Source organism: Chryseobacterium sp. FW101-FHT12H09 (assembly GCF_058790395.1).
The window spans coordinates 909647-934975 of sequence record NZ_JBYTCP010000001.1 but is presented as its reverse complement, the minus strand read 5'-3'; the positions used below and the strand labels follow the sequence as shown (position 1 = coordinate 934975).

Annotated in this window: 23 protein-coding genes; 19 read left to right on the top strand and 4 right to left on the bottom strand. The window is 32.4% G+C overall.

Annotated elements, in window-relative coordinates; genetic code table 11:
* Positions 1 to 109: 109 nt before the first annotated feature.
* The 11 genes from AC3WRL_RS04250 to AC3WRL_RS04200 all read left to right on the top strand — a co-directional run bounded on the left by AC3WRL_RS04250 (position 110) and on the right by AC3WRL_RS04200 (position 11805).
* Positions 110 to 1330, top strand: a complete 1221-nt coding sequence (locus tag AC3WRL_RS04250) for an EpsG family protein (protein WP_492329800.1) — start codon at positions 110 to 112, stop codon at positions 1328 to 1330.
* Between the two features lie 24 nt (positions 1331 to 1354).
* The gene (locus tag AC3WRL_RS04245; protein WP_261511162.1) at positions 1355 to 2503 is read left to right on the top strand and encodes a glycosyltransferase family 4 protein; all 1149 of its coding nucleotides are present in this window, start codon (positions 1355 to 1357) and stop codon (positions 2501 to 2503) included.
* Positions 2500 to 3243, top strand: coding sequence for a glycosyltransferase family 2 protein (locus AC3WRL_RS04240; RefSeq protein ID WP_214832667.1), 744 nt, complete (start codon positions 2500 to 2502; stop codon positions 3241 to 3243). The genes AC3WRL_RS04245 and AC3WRL_RS04240 overlap by 4 nt, the downstream gene beginning before the upstream one ends.
* A gap of 27 nt (positions 3244 to 3270) precedes the next feature.
* Positions 3271 to 4569 (top strand): GH39 family glycosyl hydrolase, encoded by a 1299-nt coding sequence (locus AC3WRL_RS04235; RefSeq protein WP_492329799.1) that lies wholly within the window; start codon positions 3271 to 3273, stop codon positions 4567 to 4569.
* A gap of 65 nt (positions 4570 to 4634) precedes the next feature.
* A complete protein-coding gene (locus tag AC3WRL_RS04230) occupies positions 4635 to 5732 on the top strand; it encodes a glycosyltransferase (RefSeq protein WP_214832664.1) in 1098 nt (365 codons plus the stop codon).
* A 101-nt stretch (positions 5733 to 5833) separates the two neighbouring features.
* Positions 5834 to 6379 (top strand): dTDP-4-dehydrorhamnose 3,5-epimerase, encoded by a 546-nt coding sequence (gene rfbC, locus AC3WRL_RS04225; protein ID WP_214832662.1) that lies wholly within the window; start codon positions 5834 to 5836, stop codon positions 6377 to 6379.
* A gap of 97 nt (positions 6380 to 6476) precedes the next feature.
* Positions 6477 to 7865 carry an exopolysaccharide biosynthesis polyprenyl glycosylphosphotransferase gene (locus AC3WRL_RS04220; RefSeq protein WP_214832660.1) on the top strand — a complete coding sequence of 463 codons (1389 nt, stop codon included), beginning with the start codon at positions 6477 to 6479 and terminating at the stop codon, positions 7863 to 7865.
* Positions 7866 to 8016: 151 nt separating this feature from the next.
* Positions 8017 to 9318 carry a 30S ribosomal protein S12 methylthiotransferase RimO gene (rimO, locus tag AC3WRL_RS04215; protein WP_214832658.1) on the top strand — a complete coding sequence of 434 codons (1302 nt, stop codon included), beginning with the start codon at positions 8017 to 8019 and terminating at the stop codon, positions 9316 to 9318.
* A gap of 411 nt (positions 9319 to 9729) precedes the next feature.
* The gene (locus tag AC3WRL_RS04210; RefSeq protein ID WP_214832656.1) at positions 9730 to 10368 is read left to right on the top strand and encodes a phage tail-like protein; all 639 of its coding nucleotides are present in this window, start codon (positions 9730 to 9732) and stop codon (positions 10366 to 10368) included.
* A gap of 22 nt (positions 10369 to 10390) precedes the next feature.
* Complete coding sequence (locus AC3WRL_RS04205) at positions 10391 to 11104, top strand: hypothetical protein (RefSeq protein ID WP_492329798.1); 714 nt, start codon at positions 10391 to 10393, stop codon at positions 11102 to 11104.
* A gap of 329 nt (positions 11105 to 11433) precedes the next feature.
* Positions 11434 to 11805, top strand: coding sequence for a septal ring lytic transglycosylase RlpA family protein (locus AC3WRL_RS04200; protein WP_214832652.1), 372 nt, complete (start codon positions 11434 to 11436; stop codon positions 11803 to 11805).
* Between the two features lie 56 nt (positions 11806 to 11861).
* Here the strand turns inward: AC3WRL_RS04200 and AC3WRL_RS04195 are convergent, their stop codons facing one another.
* The 3 genes from AC3WRL_RS04195 to AC3WRL_RS04185 all read right to left on the bottom strand — a co-directional run bounded on the left by AC3WRL_RS04195 (position 11862) and on the right by AC3WRL_RS04185 (position 16096).
* Positions 11862 to 12626 carry an exodeoxyribonuclease III gene (locus tag AC3WRL_RS04195; protein ID WP_492329797.1) on the bottom strand — a complete coding sequence of 255 codons (765 nt, stop codon included), beginning with the start codon at positions 12624 to 12626 and terminating at the stop codon, positions 11862 to 11864.
* Between the two features lie 144 nt (positions 12627 to 12770).
* The gene (gene porX / locus AC3WRL_RS04190; protein WP_214832649.1) at positions 12771 to 14315 is read right to left on the bottom strand and encodes a T9SS response regulator signal transducer PorX; all 1545 of its coding nucleotides are present in this window, start codon (positions 14313 to 14315) and stop codon (positions 12771 to 12773) included.
* A 134-nt stretch (positions 14316 to 14449) separates the two neighbouring features.
* Entirely contained in the window at positions 14450 to 16096 is a 1647-nt protein-coding gene (locus tag AC3WRL_RS04185; protein ID WP_492329796.1) for a S41 family peptidase, read from the bottom strand.
* Positions 16097 to 16218: 122 nt separating this feature from the next.
* Between AC3WRL_RS04185 and AC3WRL_RS04180 the strand changes: the two genes are divergently transcribed.
* The 8 genes from AC3WRL_RS04180 to AC3WRL_RS04145 all read left to right on the top strand — a co-directional run bounded on the left by AC3WRL_RS04180 (position 16219) and on the right by AC3WRL_RS04145 (position 23948).
* On the top strand, positions 16219 to 17445 hold the full coding sequence (locus tag AC3WRL_RS04180; protein ID WP_261511167.1) for an HD domain-containing protein: 1227 nt from the start codon (positions 16219 to 16221) through the stop codon (positions 17443 to 17445).
* Positions 17446 to 17517: 72 nt separating this feature from the next.
* A complete protein-coding gene (gene lpxD / locus AC3WRL_RS04175; RefSeq protein WP_214832643.1) occupies positions 17518 to 18549 on the top strand; it encodes a UDP-3-O-(3-hydroxymyristoyl)glucosamine N-acyltransferase in 1032 nt (343 codons plus the stop codon).
* Entirely contained in the window at positions 18542 to 19939 is a 1398-nt protein-coding gene (locus tag AC3WRL_RS04170) for a bifunctional UDP-3-O-[3-hydroxymyristoyl] N-acetylglucosamine deacetylase/3-hydroxyacyl-ACP dehydratase (RefSeq protein ID WP_214832641.1), read from the top strand. The genes lpxD and AC3WRL_RS04170 overlap by 8 nt, the downstream gene beginning before the upstream one ends.
* Positions 19940 to 20728, top strand: coding sequence for an acyl-ACP--UDP-N-acetylglucosamine O-acyltransferase (gene lpxA / locus AC3WRL_RS04165; RefSeq protein WP_214832639.1), 789 nt, complete (start codon positions 19940 to 19942; stop codon positions 20726 to 20728).
* A gap of 34 nt (positions 20729 to 20762) precedes the next feature.
* On the top strand, positions 20763 to 21326 hold the full coding sequence (gene efp, locus AC3WRL_RS04160; RefSeq protein WP_214832637.1) for an elongation factor P: 564 nt from the start codon (positions 20763 to 20765) through the stop codon (positions 21324 to 21326).
* A gap of 69 nt (positions 21327 to 21395) precedes the next feature.
* Positions 21396 to 22298 (top strand): LpxD N-terminal domain-containing protein, encoded by a 903-nt coding sequence (locus AC3WRL_RS04155; protein WP_214832635.1) that lies wholly within the window; start codon positions 21396 to 21398, stop codon positions 22296 to 22298.
* A 91-nt stretch (positions 22299 to 22389) separates the two neighbouring features.
* A complete protein-coding gene (gene sucD, locus AC3WRL_RS04150; RefSeq protein WP_214832633.1) occupies positions 22390 to 23262 on the top strand; it encodes a succinate--CoA ligase subunit alpha in 873 nt (290 codons plus the stop codon).
* A 17-nt stretch (positions 23263 to 23279) separates the two neighbouring features.
* Positions 23280 to 23948: a porin family protein gene (locus AC3WRL_RS04145; RefSeq protein ID WP_492329795.1), complete on the top strand. Its 669-nt coding sequence runs from the start codon at positions 23280 to 23282 to the stop codon at positions 23946 to 23948.
* A 70-nt stretch (positions 23949 to 24018) separates the two neighbouring features.
* On the opposite strand, the gene AC3WRL_RS04140 is transcribed toward AC3WRL_RS04145, so the two are convergent.
* The gene (locus AC3WRL_RS04140; protein ID WP_261511168.1) at positions 24019 to 25329 is read right to left on the bottom strand and encodes an ABC transporter permease; all 1311 of its coding nucleotides are present in this window, start codon (positions 25327 to 25329) and stop codon (positions 24019 to 24021) included.

Genomic DNA, 25329 nt, shown 5'->3' with positions numbered 1-25329 from the left:
GCTGTTTTTACTTATCATAGCTATTGTAAATTAATATTTAAAATACAGAGTTTTATATATTTAGTTATAATTGCAGTTAAAAAATTCAAAAAGTAAAGTATAGTATCTTATGGAACCAACTTTTAGCTATATATATTCAATACCATATATTGTTCTTTTTTTGATTTACTTTGCTCTTTTTTTATGGGAAAATAAATTAAGAAAAGACGGAAGCGATATTAAAATTATCAGATACCTAGGTATGTTGGTCTTTTTTGTTTTCTTTGGGTTCAGAGGATATATTGATACAGATTTTGCAGTTTATTATCCTTTATATGAAATGTCTCCAACACTCTCGGATAGTCGGGGAGTAGCACAGTTTTTTTCAAGTGTCAACGAAGATTATCTTCTGAAAGTAGAACCTGGTTTCAAAGTAATTTTGATTCTTCTCAAGAGTATCTCATCTGATTATTTTTTACTTCAGATAGTTTCTTCCCTTATCGATGTTCTACTTCTTAATTATTTTTTCAGGAAATACTCCCCTCAATATATATTGGGGTTTATTATGTTTTTTATTTTCTCAGGATTGGTTATAGAGATTAATCTATTGAGGAATTCCAAAGCGATATTTCTTTTTATATATTCTCTGAAATATATTAAAGAAAGAAATGCAGCTAAATATTTTATATGTAATGGAATTGGACTTCTTTTTCATACATCTGCAATTTTTTATTTTCCACTGTACTTTTTTCTACATAAGAAATTTTTACCGGCTTTTGTTTGGGGAGCTTTTATATTAGGAAATATTCTGTATCTGGGACAAATAAAGTTTGTAACACCTATCGTTTTAGCTCTTGGAAAGTTATTTGGTGGATTCTATTCTATAATGGCAGAAGCTTATTCAAAAAGTAGTTTATATAGTAGCGGATATGGTATTACAATAGGATATTTGGAAAAAGTTTTGACTTTCATTATATTTTATACCTCCTACGATAAAATAGGAAATTATATAAAAGATGAGAAGTTGCTCAATATCTTTTTCAACCTTCTTTTTCTCTTCACAATGACCTACCTGTTTTTGTCGGAATACTCTGTGTTGATTGATAGAATGACTACCCTTTTTGCAGTCTCTTATTGGATATTGTATCCTTATTTCTATGCCACCTTGAGTCGTGTGTTTAAAATGACATTTACGTTTGTACTGTTATTATTTGGGATTCTGAAAATGTATAAATCCAACAACTTCATTATCAGAAACTATGAAAATATATTGTGGGATAAGCCTTCTATCAGTAGAGCATATTATATATTTAATAAACATATGGATAAAATTCTTAATCCGAAAAAATAACATTTAAAAAAACTTATTTCTACCATGAAAGTCGCTTTCTTATCCACATTTGCCCTAGATGCCAACGTTTCTTTGATCAATGCGCTTAAGAAAAAATGTGATGTTTACTTCTTCACAGAGGCTCTGTATGAGATTTATAATTTTTTAGATAAAGAAAAATTAACAAAAACGATTTCTAAAGGTACAGAGGTAGAAGAATTACTAAGATTTGGAGAACTCATTTCATTAGATAAAACATATGTTGTAAAAGGAACTCGTAATGTCAATATTTTCAAGAAACTTTATATTTCATATACAATCAATCGATACATAAAGAAGATAAATCCGGACGTAATTGTTATTGATAATTATATGCTTACGTATTTTTTTTCTACACTATTGTATCGAAAAAAGATGTTGCTCATTGTACATGATCCGTTTTTACATTCCGGAGAAAACTTTATGATTGATAAGTTTTTGAGAAAGCTTCAGTTCAAACTCATTATTAATAAGATATTATTAAACGAAAATCAAAAAGATGATTTTGTAAAACACTATCAACAGCAACCGGAGAATATTCATACTGCTTTTTTAAGCGTATATGATTATCTGAGATATTATCAAACAGATAAGACGGAATCTTCATCTCAATTTAATATATTGTTTTTCGGTAGAATATCACCATATAAAGGAATTAAATTCTTATTAGATGCTTTTGTAGAGATTATCTCCACTCAAAAATATCCTGACATAACTCTTACAGTTGCAGGCGGAGGTAATTTTGATTTCGATATTGAAATTTATAAGCAATATTCCGAAATAAATATTCTTAATGAGTATATTTATCCTGAAAATTTGGCTAATCTTATTTCCAAATCTTCCGCAGTAGTTTGTCCATATACAGATGCCACACAGAGTGGTGTTATTATGTCCGCTTATGCATTTAAGAAACCTGTTATTGCAACTAATGTAGGCGGTTTGCCGGAAATGGTTAAACATGGAAAAACAGGACTTATAATTGAACCAAAGAGTTCCAAGGCAATTGGTGATGCTATATTGGAACTATATTATAATAGGGATCTATTAGAACAGATGTCTCACAATATCGAGGAAATGTATTTTTCGGGAGAAGAAGGATGGGAAAGTTCGGCAAATAAGTTTGTGAGTGCATTTGAAAAAATAAAAAAACAATGAAAGTAAGTATATGTTTGGCTACTTATAATGGCGAAAAATTTATATTCGAACAAATTGATTCGGTTTTGAAACAAATCGGACAAAATGATGAAGTAATTGTTTCTGATGATGGATCTACTGATAATACATTAGAGATCATTAGAAATATAAATGATAGCAGAATAAAAATATTGATCAATAAGGGAGAACGCGGTTACACCCCAAATTTTCAAAATGCACTAAAGGAATCAACGGGAGATATTATTTTCATATCTGATCAGGACGATGTTTGGCTGCCCGGTAAATATACTACGCTGGTAGAAAATCTGAAAACTAACGATTTGGTGGTTACAAATTCCATGGTGACCGATGAATCTTTAAATGTTACTAATCATTCATTTTTTACAATATATAATTCAGGAACAGGTCTATTAAAAAATATAATCTGTAGCACGTATTATGGTTGCTGTATGGCTTTTAACAGAAGAGTTTTAAATTATTCTATGCCGTTTCCTAAAAATAAAGAAGTGGCTATAGATCTTTGGATAGGACTGGTTGCAGAAGTTGTGGGTAAAGTAAAGTTCATAGATAAACCTTTTCTTCTTTACAGAAGATCAGATAATACAGTTACCCAGTTAGGAAGTTTATTATCCAGAAGTGATAGACCTTTTCATATGAAAATTTATAAAAGAATGGTTACCCTATTTGCAGTGTCGAAGTTGGCAGTTGAATATAAACTGTCAAAGAAAAAAGTAAATTAGTATTGTTAATCATTCACAATAAAATATATGAAAATAATTTATGCTTATAAAATAAAGATAATTTCTATAATCATCCTTTTTATTTCTTTAATTCTTGTCAAATGTCAGAGAACTAAGGATTCTGTAATTGTAGAAGTTGATTTCAGTAAAAAAATCAGCAATGTAAAATCAATGTCTGGTTTTCTTCATTATAATAATATTAAAGCACTTCAAAATGATATTATTGCTTTGCAACCTAAGTACTGGAGAATAGGGTGGTCTTATAAATCGGTTGATGATATAGATTATTTAAGAAGTTTTGGGGTTACACCAATTTTAGTAATATCTGATATGTATGGCTATCCCGGTAAAAAAAATAATAAAGAATGGTCACATCCTTTATATACAGGTCGGTTAAAAACAGTAATAAATACGGAGTATCAAAAATTCAATAATAAAGTAATTTATGATATATGGAATGAGCCTTTTCATCAGGGTGGATTTGGAGATTTTGATACGGAAGAATATTATAAAATATTTAAAAAAGCACATGATATTATCAGGTCTTCACCTGGAGGGGATAAAGCTTTGATCACAGGACCTTCTTTTGACCGATACAATGAAAAAGAAATGGAAGGATTCTTGAAATTTTGTAATACGAATAATGTAAGGGTTGATATACTTAGCTGGCACGAGTTAAGGGACGGAGAATATTATAAGGATTTCAATAAAGATATGAAAAGGCTGAGAACTGAGATACTTCCTAGATATCCAAAAGTTGGTGTAAAGAAAATTATTCTAAATGAAATAATCAACCAATACTCACAATTTTCTCCTTCAGAAGTATTACAAGTGTTTAAATATTTGGAAGATAATAATATAGATGGTGCTTGTAAAGCATGTTGGGCAGAAAGCGATGGCGTTTTCAATTGTAATAATTCAATTAATGGATTATTAGACAAAAAAGGCAAACCTAGATCGGTATGGTGGGCTTACAAAATTTATAATCAAAGCACGAAAGGCACTAGAGTAAAAGATATAACCAATTATGATCAAACATCTGTATTTGCCTCTTATGATGATAAGGGAGAATATATTATTTTAAACAATAACAGTGGAAATAGAATTGTAAATGCAAAGGTGAAGTTGAAAAATTTGTTTAGTCTTTATAAGAAAGATAAAAATCTTGACTTAGTAGTATATGAGATTCCTAATACGCTTGAGCTGCCACTGGAAAATATGATATTTAATCAAAAGCAAAAGATTATAGTTAATAAAAATACTACAACAATTAACATCCCAAGTATGAACCCTAAAACGGTATATTATTTATCCATCTCTAAGTAATTAAAAGAATTGAGATGTAAATTATTAAACTACATCTCATCATGTATTAAATCAAAATTATTAGTTTGGAAAAGAAAATTAAGATTGTTCAGTTTGTAGAAGCTTTTGGAGGTGGGGTTTATACCTACGTAAAAGATTTAAGCAATTTTCTGGCAACACATCAGTCTGATATTAATTGTGATATTCATTTAATTTATAGTCCAAATCGTATTGAACTGGATAAGGAATTATTTCATAAGGAAATTCATCCGGATATTTATCTTTACGAACTGGATATGCAGCGTCCCATAAATTTGAAAAAAGATCATCAGGTAATTACAGAGTCGCGAAAAATATTGAAAAAAATAAAACCTGATATAATTCATCTCCATTCTGCAAAAGCAGGTGTTATAGGAAGATTGGCTTGTTTGGGATTAGTATCTAAAAAGAATATTTATTATTCACCCCACGGATTTTCCTTTGTCCAGCAAAATATTTCGAAAACTAAGATTTTCCTTTTTAAAGTTATAGAATATGTAATGCCCTTTTTATTTGGTGGAACTACAATTGCTTCTGGAAATACGGAATATGAAATGGCAAAAAAAATTGGCAAAACGAGCCTTATTAGAAACGGAGTTGATTTTGAATTGCCAGAAAAACTGTACTTTCCTGTAACGAATGAACGTTTTACTGTTGGAACGGTTGGAAGATTGACAGCACAAAAGAATCCAAAGGCTTTTAATGAGATAGCATCGAAGCTGCCAAACGTTAATTTTGTATGGATAGGAAACGGGGAGCTTATCGATGACATTACTTCTGAAAATATTACTGTTACAGGTTGGATAAGAACAAGAGAAGAATTATTGCAAAAATTAAATACACTTGATTTATATTTACAAGTGTCTTTATGGGAAGGACTTCCAATTGCCATTCTCGAAGCAATGGCGATCCGGAAACCTCTTTTAGTGAGTAATGTGATGGGAAATAAAGATACCGTTGACAATGATTATAATGGGTATGTTTATAATACAACAGACGAAGCGATAGAAAAAGTTAAACTTTTTTTTGACGAAAAAAAGAAAACTCAAATGGGAAACAATTCATTTGAAAAAGCTTTTAAAGAATATAATAAAAATAATAATTTTTTGAATTTGATAAATCTTTATAAAAGGGTAATTAAATAAAAACTATTTTTATGTGGCATTAATTTTTATATTTGTGCCTTTTCAATCGGATAGTTATAAAACAAAATGATTAAGCTTTGTAAATAAAGCTAACACAACTTATGAAAATAAAAGAAACACCACTTAGGGACTGCTATATTATAGAGCCAACTGTTTTTGAAGATGAAAGAGGATATTTTTACGAAAAATTCAATGAGAAAAAGTTTGAAGAATTAACAGGTATGAACGGACATTTCGTTCAGGATAATATCTCCAAATCAACTTATGGAGTTCTTAGAGGCTTACATTTGCAGAAAGGAGAAAAAGCTCAGGCGAAACTGGTGTCATGTTTAGATGGAAAGGTTCTCGATGTAGCTGTTGATCTAAGAGAAGATTCACCCACATTTGGAAAGTGGTTTTCAATTGAACTTACAGGCGAAAATAAATTGCAACTATATGTCCCAAGAGGTTTCGGACATGGATTTTCTGTTCTAAGCGAGACTGCTATATTTTCATACAAATGCGATAATCTCTATGACAAAGAATCAGAAGGTGGTGTTCTTTGGAATGATACCGAACTTAATATTGATTGGCAACTCCCCTTAGATGACATTTTACTTTCAGAAAAAGACAAAGTTTTACCGGAATTTTCTTTAAAATTTTTTTAATTCATTTTAAACTTTATGAGAACTAATGACTTAAGTTTCTGAGTTACATAGATATTATAAAGTAAATTTGAAAAATTGAATAACCATTGTCGAATTTATGTTAGTTTATTTTTTTAGATATTTACCCGGAATTTTTCTGATAGGAGATTATATTATTATCAATGTTCTTTTTATTTTAGGAAAACTATATTTTTTTGAATTTGATGAAAGAAGTTTTGCTCAGAATTTTAAAGTTCAATTTATTCTCCTTAATATATCTTGGTTTGTCATTACAATTATAACTAAGCCTTACAAAAGCTTAAAAATTATGGAGTCATCACTGCATTTTAATGCATTGACAAAATCTTTTGTCTTATTGGTAGGCGCTTCATTAATTTACTTAAATCTAATTTTTTCTGTAAAAATTGACTATAGAAATATAATACTTTATTTTCTATTGACTGGTTTCTTTATGACCCTCACAAGGTTTCTTTTGTTCTTATACCGAAAGAAAAACAGAGTGAAATTAGGAAGGAAATTGTACTCTTTTAATACAGTTCTTGTTGGAGAAAATAAATTATCAACATCATTATTATCAAATAAGGATCTGAGGAGATTTATGGGATTGAGAGGTGTTTATGCACCTATTGAGACAGAAACGAAAAATAGATATCTAGGTAGCATTGATAAGTTATTCGATGATCTGGAAAATACAGGTATAAACAGTATTATATTTTGTGATGACAAAATTGAAGTTGATTTATATAAAAAAATTGTAGAAGTTGCAGAGCATAAAATGATAAGGATTTATATGGTACCCGATTTCAAATACGTTAATCTCGGACCTTATTATTTTGATGTAATTCACGAGATTCCTTTTCTGAAATTAATTAGAGAACCATTATCGAATCCCAAAAAACAAATTTTAAAAAGAACATTTGATATTGGGTTTTCATTTTTTATAATTGTCTTTTTATTATCTTGGTTAATACCTATTGTTGCATTAATTATTAAATTAGAAAGCAATGATTCGGCATTTTTTTTGCAAAAAAGATCAGGACTCAATAATATACCATTCAATTGTATCAAATTTAGGAGCATGACTATCAATACAAATGCTGACCTTCAAATTGCTAAAAGAAATGATCCGAGAGTTACAAAATTTGGTGCATTTATGCGTAAAACAAGTATAGACGAATTGCCCCAATTTATTAATGTTTTTCTTGGCCAAATGTCAATAGTTGGTCCGAGACCGCATATGATGTCCCAAACAGACATGTACTCCAAGATTACAAAAAAATATATGACAAGACATATTGTAAAACCCGGAATTACTGGATGGGCACAAGTAATGGGTTCAAGAGGGGAGATATTTTCTCATAGAGATATGGAAAAACGGATAGAAAAAGATATTTGGTATATTCAGAATTGGTCCTTTTTTTTAGATATTAAAATTATCTTTCTTACTTTGTACAATATTTTGAAAGGAGACGAACAAGCTTATTGATGAGCCTAATGTGAAAAAGATCAAAACGTACCAAGTTTTAAAGAAAAAACTTTTAAATAGCATATTGAAAACCACTTTATTAAAGTGGTTTTCTTTTTTTTGATTTAAACTTTTTATTATTTCGTATCTTTGCAAACTCAAAATCAAAAAGATGCGCACAAAATCTGTAGGTAAAAAGAAAATCAATATCGTAACCCTTGGTTGCTCTAAAAATGTATACGACTCAGAAGTTTTAATGAGCCAGCTTAAGGCAAACGGAAAAGAAGTTGTACATGAAGACAGAGGAGATATTGTTGTAATCAATACCTGTGGTTTTATTGACAATGCAAAAGAGGAATCTATTAACACAATCCTTGACTATGTTGATGCCAAGAATAGAGGAGAAGTGGAAAAGGTTTTTGTTACTGGATGTCTTTCTGAAAGATATAAACCGGATCTTATCAAAGAAATTCCAGATGTAGACCAATATTTTGGAACAAGAGATTTACCTATATTGTTAAAGCACTTAGGCGCAGATTACAAGCATGAATTAGTAGGTGAAAGATTAACGACTACTCCAAAACATTACGCATATCTGAAGATATCTGAAGGCTGTGACAGGCCATGCTCTTTTTGTGCAATTCCACTAATGAGAGGAGGTCATGTTTCTACACCTATTGAAAAACTGGTTCGTGAAGCAGAAAAGCTCGCAAAAGTAGGAACGAAAGAATTAATTTTGATTGCGCAGGATCTAACGTATTACGGATTGGATATCTATAAAAGACGTGCACTTGGAGATCTTTTAAAAGAACTTGTGAAAGTGGAAGGGATAGAATGGATTCGTCTTCACTACGCATTCCCTAGTGGGTTTCCGGAAGATGTATTAGATATCATTAGAGAAGAACCTAAAGTTTGTAACTATATCGATATTCCTCTTCAGCATATCAACTCCGATTTATTAAAATCGATGAAAAGAGGAACAACTCATGAAAAAACCGATGCCCTTTTAGCGAAATTTAGAGAAAAGGTTCCTGATATGGCAATCAGAACTACTTTAATTGTTGGTTATCCAGGGGAGACCGAAGAAAGATTTCAGGAATTGAAAGATTGGGTTAAAGAACAGAGATTTGATCGATTAGGTTGTTTTACGTATTCTCACGAAGAAAATACAACTGCCCATGTTTTAGAGGATGATGTCCCTCAGGAGGTGAAAGAAGCTCGTGTAGAAGCTATCATGGAACTTCAGTCTCAAATCTCATGGGAGAAAAATCAGCAAAGGATTGGTGAGGTCTATAAATGTGTATTCGACAGGAAAGAAGGAAACTATTTCGTAGGACGAACAGAATATGATTCTCCTGACGTTGATAATACAGTTTTAGTTTCTGCAGATAACACCTATATTTCAATTGGAGAATTTGCTATGGTAAAAATTACCTCTGCGGAGGAATTTGACCTGTACGGAGATTTAATTTGATAAAAAATAAATAAAAATATTATTTTTTAGATAATGATGTTAAGTGTGTATATTTTCCATCGTATTTTTTACTGATTAGTATTTAATTAATTTTTTATTGTTAGATTATCTGTTTCACTGTTTTTTGGTTTAAATTTTTCATTCTATTCATAATCAGCTTTTTAGCTGTATTTATATGACGCTTGATTTTCCATTTTGAATGGTGGGTTTTGGATTTTTAATTATTTAGTACTAGCTTTGCCATAGCAATAATTTTTTATCAACATAGTATTTCTAATCCTAGAATATGTATATAAATAAAGATAATCCCGAATCTTTATTTTATATCATAATTGAACAGTTTGGGATTTGAAAATATATATTGTATAAAAATTATTAATGAAAAAAAATAATTAAAAATCTTAAACACTTATGAGAAAAAATTTATGGACAGCAATAATGCTTATTTCGTTTGCTATGCTGTCAAAAGCTCAGAACAAAGGGGTAGGTATTAATACAATTACTCCGGCCGCTACTTTGGATGTGGTTGCTAGTACTACGGATAAGACTATGCCCGATGCCGTTTTAGTTCCAAGAATGACAGCCCAGGAATTAGCAGCTAAAGATGCTGTATACATTGCCGCTCAAAATGGAGCATTGGTTTTTGTAACTTCAGGTGTAGGTACTACTGATAAAACAGGAAACATAACGGGTGCAGGATTTTATTATTATGATAATACCTCTTCTACCTGGAAAACGCTTGGAGGTGGTGGAACAACACCCACAGCATTTAGGTTAAATTTAGGTCAGGCAGCTTCTACTGCTTATGATTGGACAAATTCTAATTTTGATTTTTGGGAATTTACTTCAGGAACTCAATTGACGTTACCAACTCCAGCTTCTTTTAAGGATAAAACTATCTATATAAGAAACCAAGCGGGGGGATTACTTCAGTTTTCAGGAAATGATGGAATTGGTACTCCAAAGGGTTTAGCCTCTATTACCGCACAATCGGCGGTTCAAATATTTAGTAATGGTACAACTTGGTATCTGGTTGCAGGTAGAAATTAATAATTAAAAAACACAAATCAAGATGAAAAATGTTTTAGTGAATATAACGGGATGCTTCCTTTTATTTCTAAGTGCTAATAGTAACGCTCAGCTCCTTAGTAATGGAAATGTTACTGCAGGATTAAGTGGTACAAATTATTTTATGGACGCCAGTAATTTTGAAGGTTTAGCAAACAAAAGCTTTGGTAGAGGAATGGGGTTTCCAAGAACAGATCTAACGGATTTTAGATTCAATACATCAACAGCGGATAACGAAGTCGTTCTTTCTGATTTTGATGGGATGGTGGTCTTTAATAGTACTACAGGAGATACTGTGACGGGACAAGGGGTTAAAACAAAAGTAGCTCCTGGATTCTATTACTTCTCAAACCCTGGAAATCCTGGAAATATTACAAACGGTAAATGGGTGGCGATAGGGGCTAATTCAGGTCGTACTAATATTCTTACCACAGAAACTGCTACAAATACTTTAATAAATAACGAACAAGTTTATGCCATTAAAGGAACATTTACAGCTACAGGTTCTTCAACTGCTGTAAGTATCCCTTCGCCAACAGGGATGACCGGTATGTATGGAATTACCATATATAAATCTGGAACTAATACAATATATGCCAGAGAATTATATTCATATGCACTAGGAACTACAGCAGGAAATGCAGTTACAGGGTCTCCCCACATGTCGGTAGTTTATCCGGCTGGAACGTATGATTATGTGCTGGAGTATTTAAAATAAAAGCATACTTATCTTTTATAAAAACCAATGAAAATTTCATTGGTTTTTTTTAGATATTTAACTAAAAAAATGGCGAATGTGTAATTTACTGATTTACAGTGTGTTTTAGAGCTGATTCTAAATGAATTTCTAGTAGTTAGTTAATTATGTTAACTTTTAGGCCTTATTTTTAACGTTTTTTAACAGTGGTCCTTAAAACGCCTGTCAATAGAGGGTTACAGACTTGGTTAACATATAATTGGGTTTTCGTTAACAGTTTTTAACATTTCGGCTATGGACTTAATGAGATTCATAATACATTTGCCAAGTCAAAACCAATAAAATTCAACATGATGAAAAGATTCATTCTCGTAATCATAATGATGATTTCAGCCTTTGGTGTTTATTCTTTCAAGAATAATGCCACAGATGCGAAAAAAACAAGTTATGCATCGTTCTACCACGATAAGTTTAATGGTAGAAAAACCGCAAACGGAGAAATTTTTGATAATTCAAAATTCACCGCTGCAAATAGAACGCTTCCTTTTGGAACTAAAATTAGAGTTACCAATTTGAGCAATGGAAAAGAGGTTACAGTGAGGATAAATGATAGAGGACCTTTCCATTCATCAAGAGCACTAGATATTTCTAGAGCCGCGTTCGATGAAATCGGAAATACCAATCTTGGTACAATTCCGGTGGAATATGAAATTGTCGATTAAACTTATGATTTATTAAATTTTAAAAGCCAACTGATTCAGTTGGCTTTTTCTTTTTATTATACATTCAATTCCAGCAATGCCGGGCAATGATCTGAATGTACAGCCTCTTTTAAAATTACAGCTCTTGAAAGCTTATCTTTTAAGGCATATGACGTAAAATTATAATCTAATCTCCAGCCCTTATTTTTAGCCCTGGAATTCTGCCTGTAACTCCACCAAGTATAATTATCTGGCTCATTATTAAAAAACCTGAAACTATCTATTAATTCACACTCTTCAATAAAGCTGGTCATCCACTCCCTTTCCATAGGTAAGAATCCTGAAACATTTTTTAAACGAACAGGATCATGGATGTCAATGGCCTGATGACAAATATTAAAGTCTCCTGAAATAATAAGATTTGGAATTTCTTTTTTTAAATTTTTGATATAATTCAGAAAATCATGACAAAACTGCATTTTAAAACCCAGTCTTTCTATATTAGAAGCTGAAGGGACATATACAGAAATTACTGAATAACCATGAAAGTCAGCACGAATAATTCTTCCTTCGTTATCATAACTTTCAATTCCACATCCATACTCAACATGATTAGGTTTTATTTTTGAGGCTATTCCAACCCCACTATAGCCTTTTCTGACTGCCGAATGCCAGTAGCTATGATACCCTTGCTTTTGAAGGCTTTCGATATCTATCTGGTCGTTTCCAGCCTTGCTCTCTTGAATGCATATGATATCCGGATCAGCGGTTTTTAACCAACCTAGAAAATCCTTGGTAAAAGCAGCTCTGATTCCATTTACATTATATGTGATTAATTTCATAAATAAAAGTAAATTTTTGGTCAAATGTAGGGAAATTAAAAGAGCGGACTTTGAAATTTCAAAATCAAATGCAAACAAAAAGGCGGAAAAAATCAATTGATTTTTTCCGCCCCTGAACCCAGAATTAATAAACTATGAAAAAAATTACTTGGGTTCTAAAATGCTAATTGGAATAATACATTCTTCTAATGATATTCCACCGTGTTGGTAAGTTTCTTTATAATAATTTACAAAGTGATTATAATTTTTTGGATAGGCCAGGAAAGTATTGTTTTTTGCAAAAATATACTTTGAACTTAAATTTCCTTTTGGTAAAAATAGTTTCTCAGGATTTGTAATAGCCCAAACATCTCTATCGTCATACGTTAAGCTCTTACCAGTTTTATAACGGATGTTTGTAGATGTTTCTCTATCTCCAACCACTTTACTTGGCTTTTTAACGTAAACTGTTCCATGATCTGTTGTGATCACTAGTTTATAACCGCTTTCGGCAGCTAATTTTATAATTTTTAGAATTGAAGAATTCTCAAACCAGTTATAAGTCAGGGATCTGAAAGTTTTATCATCACGAATTAACTGATCCACAATATGGTTGTCAGTTTTTGCGTGAGATAAGATATCAATAAAGTTATAAACGATCACCAACAAGTCGTTGTTTTTGTGTTGATTGAAATCATCATAGATCTTCTTTTCAAAATCAGCATTCAAGACCTTTAGATATTTCATTGATTTTGAACCTAAGCCAATTCTTTTCATTTGATCTTCAAGAAAGTCACGCTCAAATTCATTTTTATTTCCATCTTCATTATCATTAAACCATTTATCAGGAAAACGTTTTTCTATCTCAGAAGGTAATAGACCTGCAAAGAAAGAGTTTCTTGCATATTGAGTTGCTGTTGGAAGAATACTGTAATAATAATCTTCAGATACTTTATTGTAGTATTTCGTAAATAATGGTTCAACTACTTTCCATTGATCATATCTAAGGTTATCTACCATAAGTAAAAGAACCTTGCTTTTTTCAACCTCAGGCTTTATCTTATCTTTGAAAAGGGTATGGCTCATAGCTGGTTTGTCACTTCCATTTAGCCATTCTTCATAATTATTTTCAATAAATTTCGCAAACTGAATATTAGCTTCTTCTTTTTGAGACTGTAGAAGATCTGCAAATTCATTGTCTGTTACTTTATCGAATTTAATTTCCCAATTTAAAATTTTCTTATAATATTCAGCCCATTCCTGATAAGACTTGAGATAAGAAAGTTCCATAGATAGGCTTCTGAACTCTTGCTGATATTGCAAAATAGTTTTTTGCTCAACCAAATTGTCTTCCTGAAGATTTTTCTTTAATGATAAAAGAATCTGATTGGGGTTTACTGGTTTTAGAATATAATCAGCAATTTGAGAACCAATTGCCTCTTCCATAATGTGTTCTTCTTCACTTTTGGTAACCATTACTATTTTTAAAGAATTATCTTTTTCTTTAATCATAGGAATTGCTTCCAGCCCAGAAATACCAGGCATATTTTCATCAATTAATGTTAATGCAAATTTCTCGGAATCTATCAACTCTAGCGCTTCATTTACATTATTTACAGGAGTTACATGATAACCCTTTTTTTCTAAAAATACAATATGAGGTTTGAGTAAATCTATTTCATCATCTATCCATAATATTTTTTCCGACATAATATTTATTTTTTACATGGTTATAGTATCAAAAGTGTGACCAATTCATTATAAAATCTGTCAAAATGAACAGATAAAAAGTTAAATTATAGTTAAATGAAAATCCATTATTTTTTTTTATGTGGATATTTCATCTAACGGCCGGTCTTTATGTATTCTAGGGCTCTTTCCAAAACTTCATCTTTTCCTTCTTTTATTCCTTTTAAAGTAGGCTTAATGATAATGTCCGGGATAATTCCAATCCTTTGGGTTTCTCTTTGATCCGGGTAATATGCACCAAGACCTGTGAAGCTGGTTTCTAAGCCTGCAATTTTAAACCTAATGACATCTCCGTTGGCTCCGGAAGTATAACTTCCGATCGTTTTTGCTTTAGGATGCTGTTTAAACATCATCGTTGTGGTCTCCGCCTGGCTCTGAGTATTCTCATCTATCAAAACTACTACATTTCCTTTATAATAATCATCATTTTTTCTTCCAATACTATTTTTTCTACTATAAAACATACCCGGATAAGTGGTTTCAGGGAAATTAAACTGATAATATATGATTGTCTCCGGAAGAAACAATAAACTTAATGGTCTGATTGTTTGCCTAGGATAATTTCTTAAGTCGAAAATAATTGATCCGGTTGTCTTTAGATTTTGATACATTTCATTTAAATCTTCTCTTTCAATAATACCCATATCAACATAACCTATTTTTTTATCCTGATCGTAAAATCTCCATTTTTCAGGTGCTGCTTTCTTTTCATAAATTATATCTTTTAAAAGATATGTTTTTACCTTGAGAGTAATATTTTGTCCCTTCCTTTCCAGTTTAACTTCTATACTATCATTGTTGGAGAAAAGAAAGAGATTCTTTACCTTTTTTATTTTCCCCCATGAGTTTGAAGCTGGAATATATTTTGAAAATCCATTGACTATTTGTGGAATGGTTTTACCATTAATGTCATAAATTATGTCTCCGGGTTCTAATAAAGATCTTTCTTTCTTATATATAGTAGAATTAATTTTGGTGACGATCAGTTTCCCTTCTGCATAAGAATATTCTACAGGTACTTTCCTTCTTCCGTATTGATTTAAACTAATTAATGGTGAAAATAAAAAAGCATGAGAATCATCAGTTTTTGTGACCAATTCTGCTAATGTTAAATGGTAATTTACATCATTATCTATACTTATAAATTTAGGAATCATTTCTTTTAAAACATCATTCCAATTTTGATCTGTTTCGTATTTATAGGGAAAGAAATATTCTACAAAATTCCAATATCTGAATAACTCCAAAAGAGCAATTTTCCTGGAGATAAATTTTGAGCCCAGTGAGTCATCATTTCTGAAAAATATTTTTCTTCCTCCTTTTCCAAAATAATAGGGCTCTCCGATATATCTGTTTTTTTCGATAAATTGAAGTTTGTCAATCACTTCCGGACTGAATATGTCTTCATTTTTCGTCCAGTCTAAATTAAAGTTCTTCACAAAATATACCTTGCTGTTATCAAATTTACAGGATGTACAACTGTCAACCTGTCCAAGATTGTCAAGCCATTGAGAAAAAAACACATTCAGTTGATTTTTATCATGAATTGTTTCAAGTTCTTCTATTTTATCAATCAATTGTTTGTCCCAGTCGAATGTACCCTTAGCAACATGAGGGTGATAATATTTTAAAAATCCCCATACTTTACAAAGGGATTCCAGCTTTTGGGTTTCGGAAACGATTTGAGCAGAAAAAGTATTTATACTTAAAAATAATAAAAGTAATGCAGAGAGTATCCTCATTCAATGGGTTCGTTTATTAAAGACTCAAAGATAAAAATCTCTACCTAATGATCTATGGTTTACAAAATTAAAGCCTAAGATTAAATTTCCCTAACTTTGTTTACTAATACTTCAGTTATCAAATGCAGAATAAGCTAAAAATTATCAACGATCCCGTTCATGGATTTATCAAAATTCCCCACGAAATTTTATTTGATATTATCGAACATCCCTATTTTCAAAGATTAAGAAGGATTTCTCAGACTGGTCTTCTCAATTTGATTTTTCCAGGAGCTACGCATACGAGGTTTCACCATGCTATCGGTGCCATGCATTTGATGTTCACTGCACTGGAAACATTAAAGCAAAAAGGAGTTAAAATATCTGACGAAGAAGAAAAAGGAGCCATGTTAGCGATCTTAATGCATGATATTGGTCATGGGCCATTTTCTCACGCTTTGGAAAGCATGCTGATGGATGATTGGCATCATGAAAATCTTTCATTATTATTAATGAATAGGTTGAATGAAATGTTTGATGGTCAGCTTTCCATAGCTATTGAAATGTTTCAGGGGCAATACCATAGAAAATTTTTCAATCAACTAATATCTTCTCAACTGGATGTTGACCGTTTGGATTATTTAAAAAGAGACAGCTTTTTTACAGGAGTTTCTGAAGGAAATATTAATACCCAACGAATCATCTCTATGATGAATGTTTGTGAAGAGGGCGAATTAGTAATAGATGCGAAAGGGATTTACTCCATTGAAAACTTTTTGACGGCAAGAATGTTTATGTATTGGCAGGTATATTACCATAAAACATCTGCTTTAGCTGAATTTATTCTGGTTAAAATTTTAGAAAGAGCAAAATATTTGGTTTCAAAAGGCATAGATTTACCGGCTACTGAAAATTTGAAATACTTTTTATATAGAGAAAAGAGTGCAGCAACAGATGAAGATGTTGAAAGATTTACACAATTGGATGATAATGATGTGATTCAAGCCATGAAATTATGGCAGAATTCTGATGATTTTATTTTGTCATATTGGTGTAAGTGCGTGATTAAGAGAGATCTTCCTAAAACAATTATTTCATCGCATCCATTTGATAAAACACTTGTTGAAGAAAAAATAAAAAACACCAATGAGTTTTTTAATATTGATAATGGTGCTGAATTAGTTCATGAGATTAAGAGAAAACTTTTGCCTTACAACACCAAAATGCAACCGATCTACTTACTACAGAAAAATGGTACGAAAATAAGGCTGGATGAGTCTGAAGATCAGCTTTTATCAGGCTTAATAGTAAATAAGACCAAAAGATATATTTTAACATTTCCAAGAGATTTATCCAAAATAAATTCTTAAAGAATATTAAAATTAACGATCGTAAAACTAAAAAATGTTTACGAATAATAGAATTTCTTATCTTTGCAGAATATGGAATTTACAGCTTCGCAAATTGCAAGTTTTATTGACGGAAAAATAATAGGTGATGAAAATGCACTTATTAGTGGCGTTTCACCAATTGAAAATGGGGAATCGGGGCATCTTTCTTTTATAGCTCAAGATCGATTTTCTCACTATTTGGATACTTCAAAGTGCTCAGTAATTATTGCTTCTGAAAAACTTATTGTAAAGGATTCTTACAATGCTACCATAATTGCCGTAAAAGATGCTTATTTGTCTTTTCAGGTTCTGATGAATTTATATCAGGAAATGCAAGGTAAAAAAGAGGGTGTTGAAGATGGCGCGTCTATTCATGATACTGCCGTTATTGCTGATAAGGTATATATTGGAGCTTTTACTTATGTTTCAGAAAAAGCCAAAATTGGTGAAGGAACACAAATTTATCCGCAAGTATACATTGGCAAGGGAGTAAAAATAGGTAAAAACTGTAAAATTGATAGCGGAGCAAGAATCTACGATTATTGTATTATAGGAGATAACTGCGTGATTCATTCTAATACTGTAGTAGGTGGTGATGGATTTGGTTTCCAACCAACACCGGAAGGATTTAAGAAAATTCCTCAGCTCGGAAATGTTATCATTGAAGATGACGTAGAAATAGGTTCAAACTGTAGTATAGACAGAGCCACTATTGGTTCTACTATCATTGGGAAAGGAACTAAAATAGATAACTTAATTCAAATAGCACACAACGTAAAGATTGGTCAGAACAATGTGATTGCAGCTCAGGCAGGAATTGCAGGGTCTACAACTATTGGCGACTGGAACCAGATTGGTGGGCAAGTAGGCGTGGTTGGTCATATTAAAATAGGCAATCAGGTCAAAATTCAGGCACAAAGTGGGGTGAATTCCAGCGTTAATGACAAAGAAACATTATATGGTTCACCAGCAATAAGCTATAATGACTACCTTAGAAATTATGTTCATTTCAGAAACTTTACTGAAATTGTAGGACGAATAAATAATCTTGAGAATACCTCAAAAGATAATACTAATGAGTGATATGCAAAAAACACTTCAGCAAGAGGTTACTCTTTCTGGAATTGGCCTTCATACTGGTAAAGAAGTAAAACTTACCATTAAACCTGCTAAAGAAAATACAGGTTTTGTTTTTGTAAGAACCGATTTAGAGGGACATCCCCAAGTCGAAGCTGATGTTAATTATGTTGTAGCAACTGAAAGAGGGACAACCTTAGAAAAATTAGGTGTAAAAATCAATACTTGTGAACATCTTCTTGCAGCTTTAGTTGGTTGTGATATAGATAACGCAATATTGGAAATGGATGCTTCTGAGCCGCCTATCATGGATGGTTCTTCAAAGTTTTTTGTTGAAGCTATCGAAAGTGTGGGTGTTGTAGAGCAAGCAGTTGTTCGAGAATATCTTGTCGTTAAAGAAGTTCTTAGTTATACAGACCCTGCAACAGGTTCTGAGATCACGATTATTCCATCAGATAATTACGAAATTACAACAATGGTAGATTTTGGGACCAAAGTATTGGGTACTCAAAATGCTACACTTAAAAATATTTCAGAATTTAAGGAGGAAATTTCATCAGCACGAACATTCAGCTTTTTGCATGAATTAGAAATGCTTTTAGATCATGGCTTAATTAAAGGAGGGGATATTTCTAATGCAATTGTATATGTCGATAAAGATTTAACCCCAGATACAACTGAAAAGTTAAAGAAGGCATTTGGGAAAGACAATGTTTCTATCAGACCAAATGGCATTCTTGATAATCTTACTTTAAATTACCCTAACGAAGCGGCAAGACATAAATTACTTGATGTGATTGGTGATTTAGCTTTAGCTGGAGTTAAAATAAAAGGTAAAGTAATTGCTAATAAGCCCGGACATTTTGTAAATACTCAATTTGCAAAAAAACTCAATCGTCAGTGGAAATTGCAAAAAAAGAAAAATGTGCCTGATTTTGATTTAACAAAAGAACCGGTTTTTGATATCAACGGAATTATGAAGTTGATGCCTCACAGACCACCATTCTTATTAATAGATAAAATTCTTGAACTTTCTGACTCTCATGTGGTAGGATTGAAGAATGTTACAATGAATGAACCTTTCTTTGTTGGACATTTTCCTAAAGAACCGGTAATGCCAGGTGTTTTACAGGTGGAAGCTTTAGCACAAACAGGTGGGATTTTAGTTTTGGCTAGTGTTCCGGATCCTGAAAATTATTCTACTTATTTCATTAAAATGGATAAAGTAAAATTTAAAAGAAAAGTAGTTCCTGGAGATACTATGATTTTCAAAATTGAGTTGATAGAGCCCATCAGACGAGGTATCGTTCATATGCAAGGATATGGATATGTAGGAGATACAGTGGCTGTCGAGGCCGAATTAATGGCTCAAGTTGCAAAAAATAAAGTTGATTAAATGGTTCATCAATTAGCAGCCGTAGATAAACGCGCAAAAATCAGCAAAAATGTAATCGTAGAACCTTTTACTACTATTGCAGGGGACGTGGAAATTGGAGAAGGAACTTGGATTGGTCCCAATGTTACCATCATGGATGGAGCAAGAATAGGCAAAAATTGTAGAATTTTTCCCGGAACGGTAATTTCTGCAATTCCGCAGGATTTAAAGTTTGATGGAGAAGATACTCAGGTAATTATCGGAGATGAAACTACAATAAGAGAGTGCGTAACAGTGAACAGGGGTACAAAAGCCCTTGGATTTACCAAAATTGGTAAAAACTGTCTCATCATGGCAACTTCTCACATTGCACACGATTGCGTTATCGGAGATCATGTTATCATCGTAAACGGTTGTGGTATTGCTGGTCATGTAGAAATAGGTGATTATACAGTAATGGGTGGCCTTAGTGCAGTTCATCAGTTTGGTAAAATTGGAAAACATGTTATGATTTCTGGTGGAACACTGGTAAGAAAGGATATTCCGCCCTATGTAAAAGTAGCAAGAGAGCCAATGGCTTATGCCGGAATTAATTCAGTGGGTCTGAGAAGAAGAGGATTTACAAACGAGAAAATTTTTGAGATCCAAAAGATATATAGAGCTATTTTCCAAATGAAAATGAATGTCTCTCAGGCAATCACTCATATTGAGAAAGAAATGCTACCAACCGCTGAAAGAGATGAAATTCTCCAGTTTATTCAAAACTCTCCTAGAGGTATTGTAAAAGGATATGGTACCGGAAAGGAGTAATTAAATAAAAATAAAAAAGATAATATAAAAATTAATGGCAACAAGTAACGATATAAGAAAAGGACTTTGCATTGAATTTAGCAATGATATTTTCAAAGTAATTGAATTTCTTCACGTAAAACCAGGTAAAGGACCGGCTTTCGTTAGAACAAAATTGAAGTCAGTGACGAATGGAAAAGTACTTGATAACACTTTTTCTGCAGGTCATAAAATTGATGAAGTAAAAGTAATTACGAGAAAATTCCAATATCTTTATGACGATGAGAATGGATTCCATTTCATGAATAATGATGATTTCTCTCAATTATACATCGATAAAGAAATGATTGAAAATTCTCAGTTTATGAAAGCTGGTGAAGAAGTAACGATCATTTTAAAAGAATCTGATGAAACTCCACTTTCTGCTGAACTTCCACAGTCTGTATTTTTAGATGTTATCGAAGCAGATCCAGGAGTGAAAGGAAATACAGCTACTAATGCTCTTAAAAATGCAATCGTTGAAACAGGAGCAAGAGTGATGGTACCACTGTTCATAGAACCAGGAGACAGAATCAAAGTAAGTACTGAAGATGGTTCTTACTTGGAAAGAGTAAAATAATAATACAATTTATATAAATTCGGTCTGCATTTGCAGTCCGAATTTTGTTTTACAAGAAAAATATTTTTTATGAGATTTCATTCTCCACAAAAACTTAAAACAATTGCTGATTTAATTTCAGCGAAATTTGTTGGTTCTGATGATTTTGAAGTGCTGGGAACTAATGAAATTCACATGGTAAAACCGGGGGAGATCGTTTTTGTTAATCATCCGAAATACTATGATAAAGCATTAAATTCTGCAGCAACAATTATTCTTATCGATAAAGAAGTGGATTGCCCGGAAGGGAAAGCTCTATTAGTTTCAGATGATCCTTTCAGGGATTTTAATCTTATCAATACCCATTTTACAAGAATATATAATTTCACCGAAGAACTTCATGATATAGAGATCGGTGAGGGGACTAAGGTTCATTCTACCGCAGTTATAGGCAACAACGTGAGAATTGGAAAGAATAGTCTTATTTTTCCAAATGTAGTTATTGGTGACAGAACGATTATTGGGGATAATGTAGTCATTCAATCAGGGACGGTTTTAGGTGGTGATGCATTCTATTACCGTAAGCTTAATGGTAATTTTGACCGCTTAATATCTGTTGGTAACGTTATCATAGAAAACAACGTTGAAATAGGAAATAACTGTACAATCGACAGAGGAGTTACAGATTCTACGATTATAGGTGAAGGTTCTGTTTTAGATAATCAAATTCAGATTGGACACGATACCATAATTGGAAAAAAATGTCTGATCGCTTCTCAGGTGGGAATTGCCGGCTGTTGTATAATTGGAGATGAGGTAACATTATGGGGACAGGTTGGAATTGCTTCTGGAAATAAGATCGAAGGTGGATCTGTGCTTTTAGGAAAGACTGGTGTAAATAGAGATCTTGAAAAAGGTACCTACATTGGTATGTTTGCAGAAGATTTCAAAACCTATTTGAAAAAAGAAGTAAAACTGAGAAATCTCAAATAAACAATTCACAAGGTTTTATTTAAAATCAAAGAAAAATAAGTAAATTTGTGAGCATTAATAAAATAGTAAATAAATTAAAAACAACAATAAAATGTCAATTTTAGTAAACAAAGATTCTAAAGTAATTGTACAAGGATTTACAGGGAACGAAGGTACTTTCCATGCTGGCCAGATGATTGAATACGGAACCAATGTAGTAGGTGGAGTTACTCCAGGAAAAGGAGGAAGCGAGCACTTAGGGAAGCCTGTATTTAATACGGTTGCTGATGCTGTTTCAAAAGCAGGAGCTAACGTAAGTATTATTTTCGTACCACCTGCATTTGCTGCTGATGCTATTATGGAAGCTGCTGAGGCTGGAATTAAAGTTATCGTATGTATTACTGAGGGAATTCCTGTAGCAGATATGGTAAAAGTAAAATCTTACATCGCTGATAGAGATTGTAGATTGATCGGACCAAACTGCCCTGGAATCATTACTTCAGAAGAAGCTAAAATTGGTATTATGCCAGGTTTCGTTTTCAAAAAAGGTAAAGTAGGTATCGTTTCTAAATCTGGAACTCTTACTTATGAAGCTGCAGATCAGGTTGTAAGAGCTGGTTTCGGTATTTCTACAGCTATTGGTATCGGTGGAGACCCAATTATTGGGACTACTACAAGAGAAGCTTTGGAATTGTTCATCAATGATCCTGAAACAGAAGCGGTAGTAATGATCGGTGAAATTGGTGGTGGACTAGAGGCTGAAGCTGCAAGATGGTATAAAGCAAGTGGTTCTACTAAACCTGTAGTTGGTTTTATTGCAGGACAAACTGCACCTAAAGGAAGAACAATGGGACATGCAGGAGCTATTGTAGGAGGTGATGAAGATACAGCGCAGGCAAAAATGGAAATCATGAGAGAAAACGGAATCAACGTTGTAGATTCTCCGGCTGATATTGGTGTTACTGTTGCAAAAGTATTAGCATAATCATAAACAAAAACAATATGAAAAAATTTTTATTAGCCTCTACTTTGGCTTTTTCTACCTTATCTTTAGCACAAGTTAACCTTAAAGCGACAAGATTTGGTATTACAGCTGGAGGCAACTATTCCCGAGTACAAAATGCACATAACCCCTCCGGAGCAAGATTTGCTGTTCAGGCGGGAGCCTTAGCCCTTATTCCAGTAGGAAAAGGTAATCAGTTTTATATCCAACCCGAAGTACTATATTATGGTGCCGGAGAAACGGGGAAGGATAAGGATGCTAAAGGTAGAGATGGTTATAACGCTGTATATGCAAATAATTACCTTAGTGTACCTGTTTATTTCAAAGGATACTTTTCAGAGGCAGAATCTGAATTTTTTGGAATGATAGGTCCAAGATTTAACTTTTTGCTAAACCAGAACGTTAAAAATGCTCCTGCAAGCAGAGCTTATTATGATCCGGATGTAAATGATCCAAAACATCCTGGGGTTAGTGGAAAAACTAACAGTTTTAATTTTGGATTAGGTATAGGCGTAGGATATAGCTATAAGAGACAATTGGAATTAGCTTTAAAGTATGATTATGGATTTTCCAATACATATCCTGATCTTGCAAAAGAACCTGATGGAACTAGTAAGGGTAAATCAGAACAAGTTCTTAGTTTAAGTCTTAGTTATATCTTTCAATAAGAATAATTCATTCAAATAAAAAAATCCCGAGATTATTCTCGGGATTTTTTGTGATGTCTAATATTTTATACTAATTTCTAATCCATCTCCAAAGCTCTTTTAAGGTAGCTTTATTACCGTACATTAAAATACCTACGCGGTAAATTTTTCCAGCTAAGAATATCATAAAAATAGTGGTCAGTACCAAAAGTGTGATGGATAACGCAATCTGCCATGCCGGAACTCCAAAAGGAATTCTTGCAATCATTGCTACTGGAGAGGTAAAAGGAATCATCGATAACCAAAATCCTAAAGGTCCATCCGGATTGTTCATTAGCGAAAAGCTCCCATACATCCCTAAAGTTAAAGGTAGTATTGCAAATAGTGTAAACTGTTGAGTTTCTGTTTCATTATCAACAGCAGATCCAATAGCCGCATAAACAGAGCTGTAAAAAATGTATCCAAGAAGAAAGAACACAATAAATACAAAAATGATCAATGGGAAATTAAGCTCCAGCAGACTATGAGAAACCTGAGTAGCAATTTGTGCTATATCCAGTTTACTAGCCATTCCTTCACTTCCTCCTGGGATATTTTTTTGAATTGATGAAAACCCTGTATTGAGAACTAATGCTCCGATTACTGACATTGTAATCCATATGATAAACTGGGTTAAAGCAACCATTGTTACGCCCAATATTTTACCCATCATAAGCTCGAATGGCTTTACTGAAGAGATAATAATTTCAACCACTCGGTTATTCTTTTCTTCTAGAACGCTTCTCATTACCCTAACTCCATAAATGATAATAAACATGAAAGTAACATACATCAGAACCATACTAAGTCCTGTTTTTACTCCGAAAGTCATATCAGAATCTTCCTTATTGTCTTCTGAAACATTAATCGTTTTTAGAGTGAAGCCTTTATCAAGATTGTCCAATTGAGTTTCAGCAATACCCAATTGCTTGATCTTTTCTTTCTTAATAACATTTGTAATATCTGAAACGATTCGCTGCTTGGTATCAAAACCAATTTTACTATTGATAACCAGTCTTGTGTTTTTTTCCAGATCATCAAAGTTATTAGCATTCAGTTCAGGTAAAATAAGGATGCCATCTAAAGTTTCATTTCCTTTTAATTTGTTAACCTTTGATTTCTCCTCAGCAGAAGGAATAAAAGTATAATTGAGTTTGGAATCCGATGGTAATTTATCTTTAAATAAACCACTCTTATCAACAACTTCAATAACACTATGTGATTCATTAGCCTTAAACATTAGCCCTATAACCGCACCAAATGCAATGATCATGACAGGAGCCAGCAACGTTAATATAATGAAGGACTTCTTCTTAACCTGTGTAAGGAATTCCCTTTTTGTAATTAAAAAAATATTGTTCAT

Bases quoted from the DNA above. Each gene is read 5' to 3' on its own strand.
- AC3WRL_RS04250 (WP_492329800.1), top strand. From the start codon at position 110: ATGGAACCAACTTTTAGCTATATATATTCAATACCATATATTGTTCTT.
- AC3WRL_RS04245 (WP_261511162.1), top strand. From the start codon at position 1,355: ATGAAAGTCGCTTTCTTATCCACATTTGCCCTAGATGCCAACGTTTCT.
- AC3WRL_RS04240 (WP_214832667.1), top strand. From the start codon at position 2,500: ATGAAAGTAAGTATATGTTTGGCTACTTATAATGGCGAAAAATTTATA.
- AC3WRL_RS04235 (WP_492329799.1), top strand. From the start codon at position 3,271: ATGAAAATAATTTATGCTTATAAAATAAAGATAATTTCTATAATCATC.
- rfbC (WP_214832662.1), top strand. From the start codon at position 5,834: ATGAAAATAAAAGAAACACCACTTAGGGACTGCTATATTATAGAGCCA.
- AC3WRL_RS04220 (WP_214832660.1), top strand. From the start codon at position 6,477: ATGTTAGTTTATTTTTTTAGATATTTACCCGGAATTTTTCTGATAGGA.
- rimO (WP_214832658.1), top strand. From the start codon at position 8,017: ATGCGCACAAAATCTGTAGGTAAAAAGAAAATCAATATCGTAACCCTT.
- AC3WRL_RS04210 (WP_214832656.1), top strand. From the start codon at position 9,730: ATGAGAAAAAATTTATGGACAGCAATAATGCTTATTTCGTTTGCTATG.
- AC3WRL_RS04205 (WP_492329798.1), top strand. From the start codon at position 10,391: ATGAAAAATGTTTTAGTGAATATAACGGGATGCTTCCTTTTATTTCTA.
- AC3WRL_RS04200 (WP_214832652.1), top strand. From the start codon at position 11,434: ATGATGAAAAGATTCATTCTCGTAATCATAATGATGATTTCAGCCTTT.
- AC3WRL_RS04195 (WP_492329797.1), bottom strand. From the start codon at position 12,626: ATGAAATTAATCACATATAATGTAAATGGAATCAGAGCTGCTTTTACC.
- porX (WP_214832649.1), bottom strand. From the start codon at position 14,315: ATGTCGGAAAAAATATTATGGATAGATGATGAAATAGATTTACTCAAA.
- AC3WRL_RS04185 (WP_492329796.1), bottom strand. From the start codon at position 16,096: ATGAGGATACTCTCTGCATTACTTTTATTATTTTTAAGTATAAATACT.
- AC3WRL_RS04180 (WP_261511167.1), top strand. From the start codon at position 16,219: ATGCAGAATAAGCTAAAAATTATCAACGATCCCGTTCATGGATTTATC.
- lpxD (WP_214832643.1), top strand. From the start codon at position 17,518: ATGGAATTTACAGCTTCGCAAATTGCAAGTTTTATTGACGGAAAAATA.
- AC3WRL_RS04170 (WP_214832641.1), top strand. From the start codon at position 18,542: ATGAGTGATATGCAAAAAACACTTCAGCAAGAGGTTACTCTTTCTGGA.
- lpxA (WP_214832639.1), top strand. From the start codon at position 19,940: ATGGTTCATCAATTAGCAGCCGTAGATAAACGCGCAAAAATCAGCAAA.
- efp (WP_214832637.1), top strand. From the start codon at position 20,763: ATGGCAACAAGTAACGATATAAGAAAAGGACTTTGCATTGAATTTAGC.
- AC3WRL_RS04155 (WP_214832635.1), top strand. From the start codon at position 21,396: ATGAGATTTCATTCTCCACAAAAACTTAAAACAATTGCTGATTTAATT.
- sucD (WP_214832633.1), top strand. From the start codon at position 22,390: ATGTCAATTTTAGTAAACAAAGATTCTAAAGTAATTGTACAAGGATTT.
- AC3WRL_RS04145 (WP_492329795.1), top strand. From the start codon at position 23,280: ATGAAAAAATTTTTATTAGCCTCTACTTTGGCTTTTTCTACCTTATCT.
- AC3WRL_RS04140 (WP_261511168.1), bottom strand. From the start codon at position 25,329: ATGAACAATATTTTTTTAATTACAAAAAGGGAATTCCTTACACAGGTT.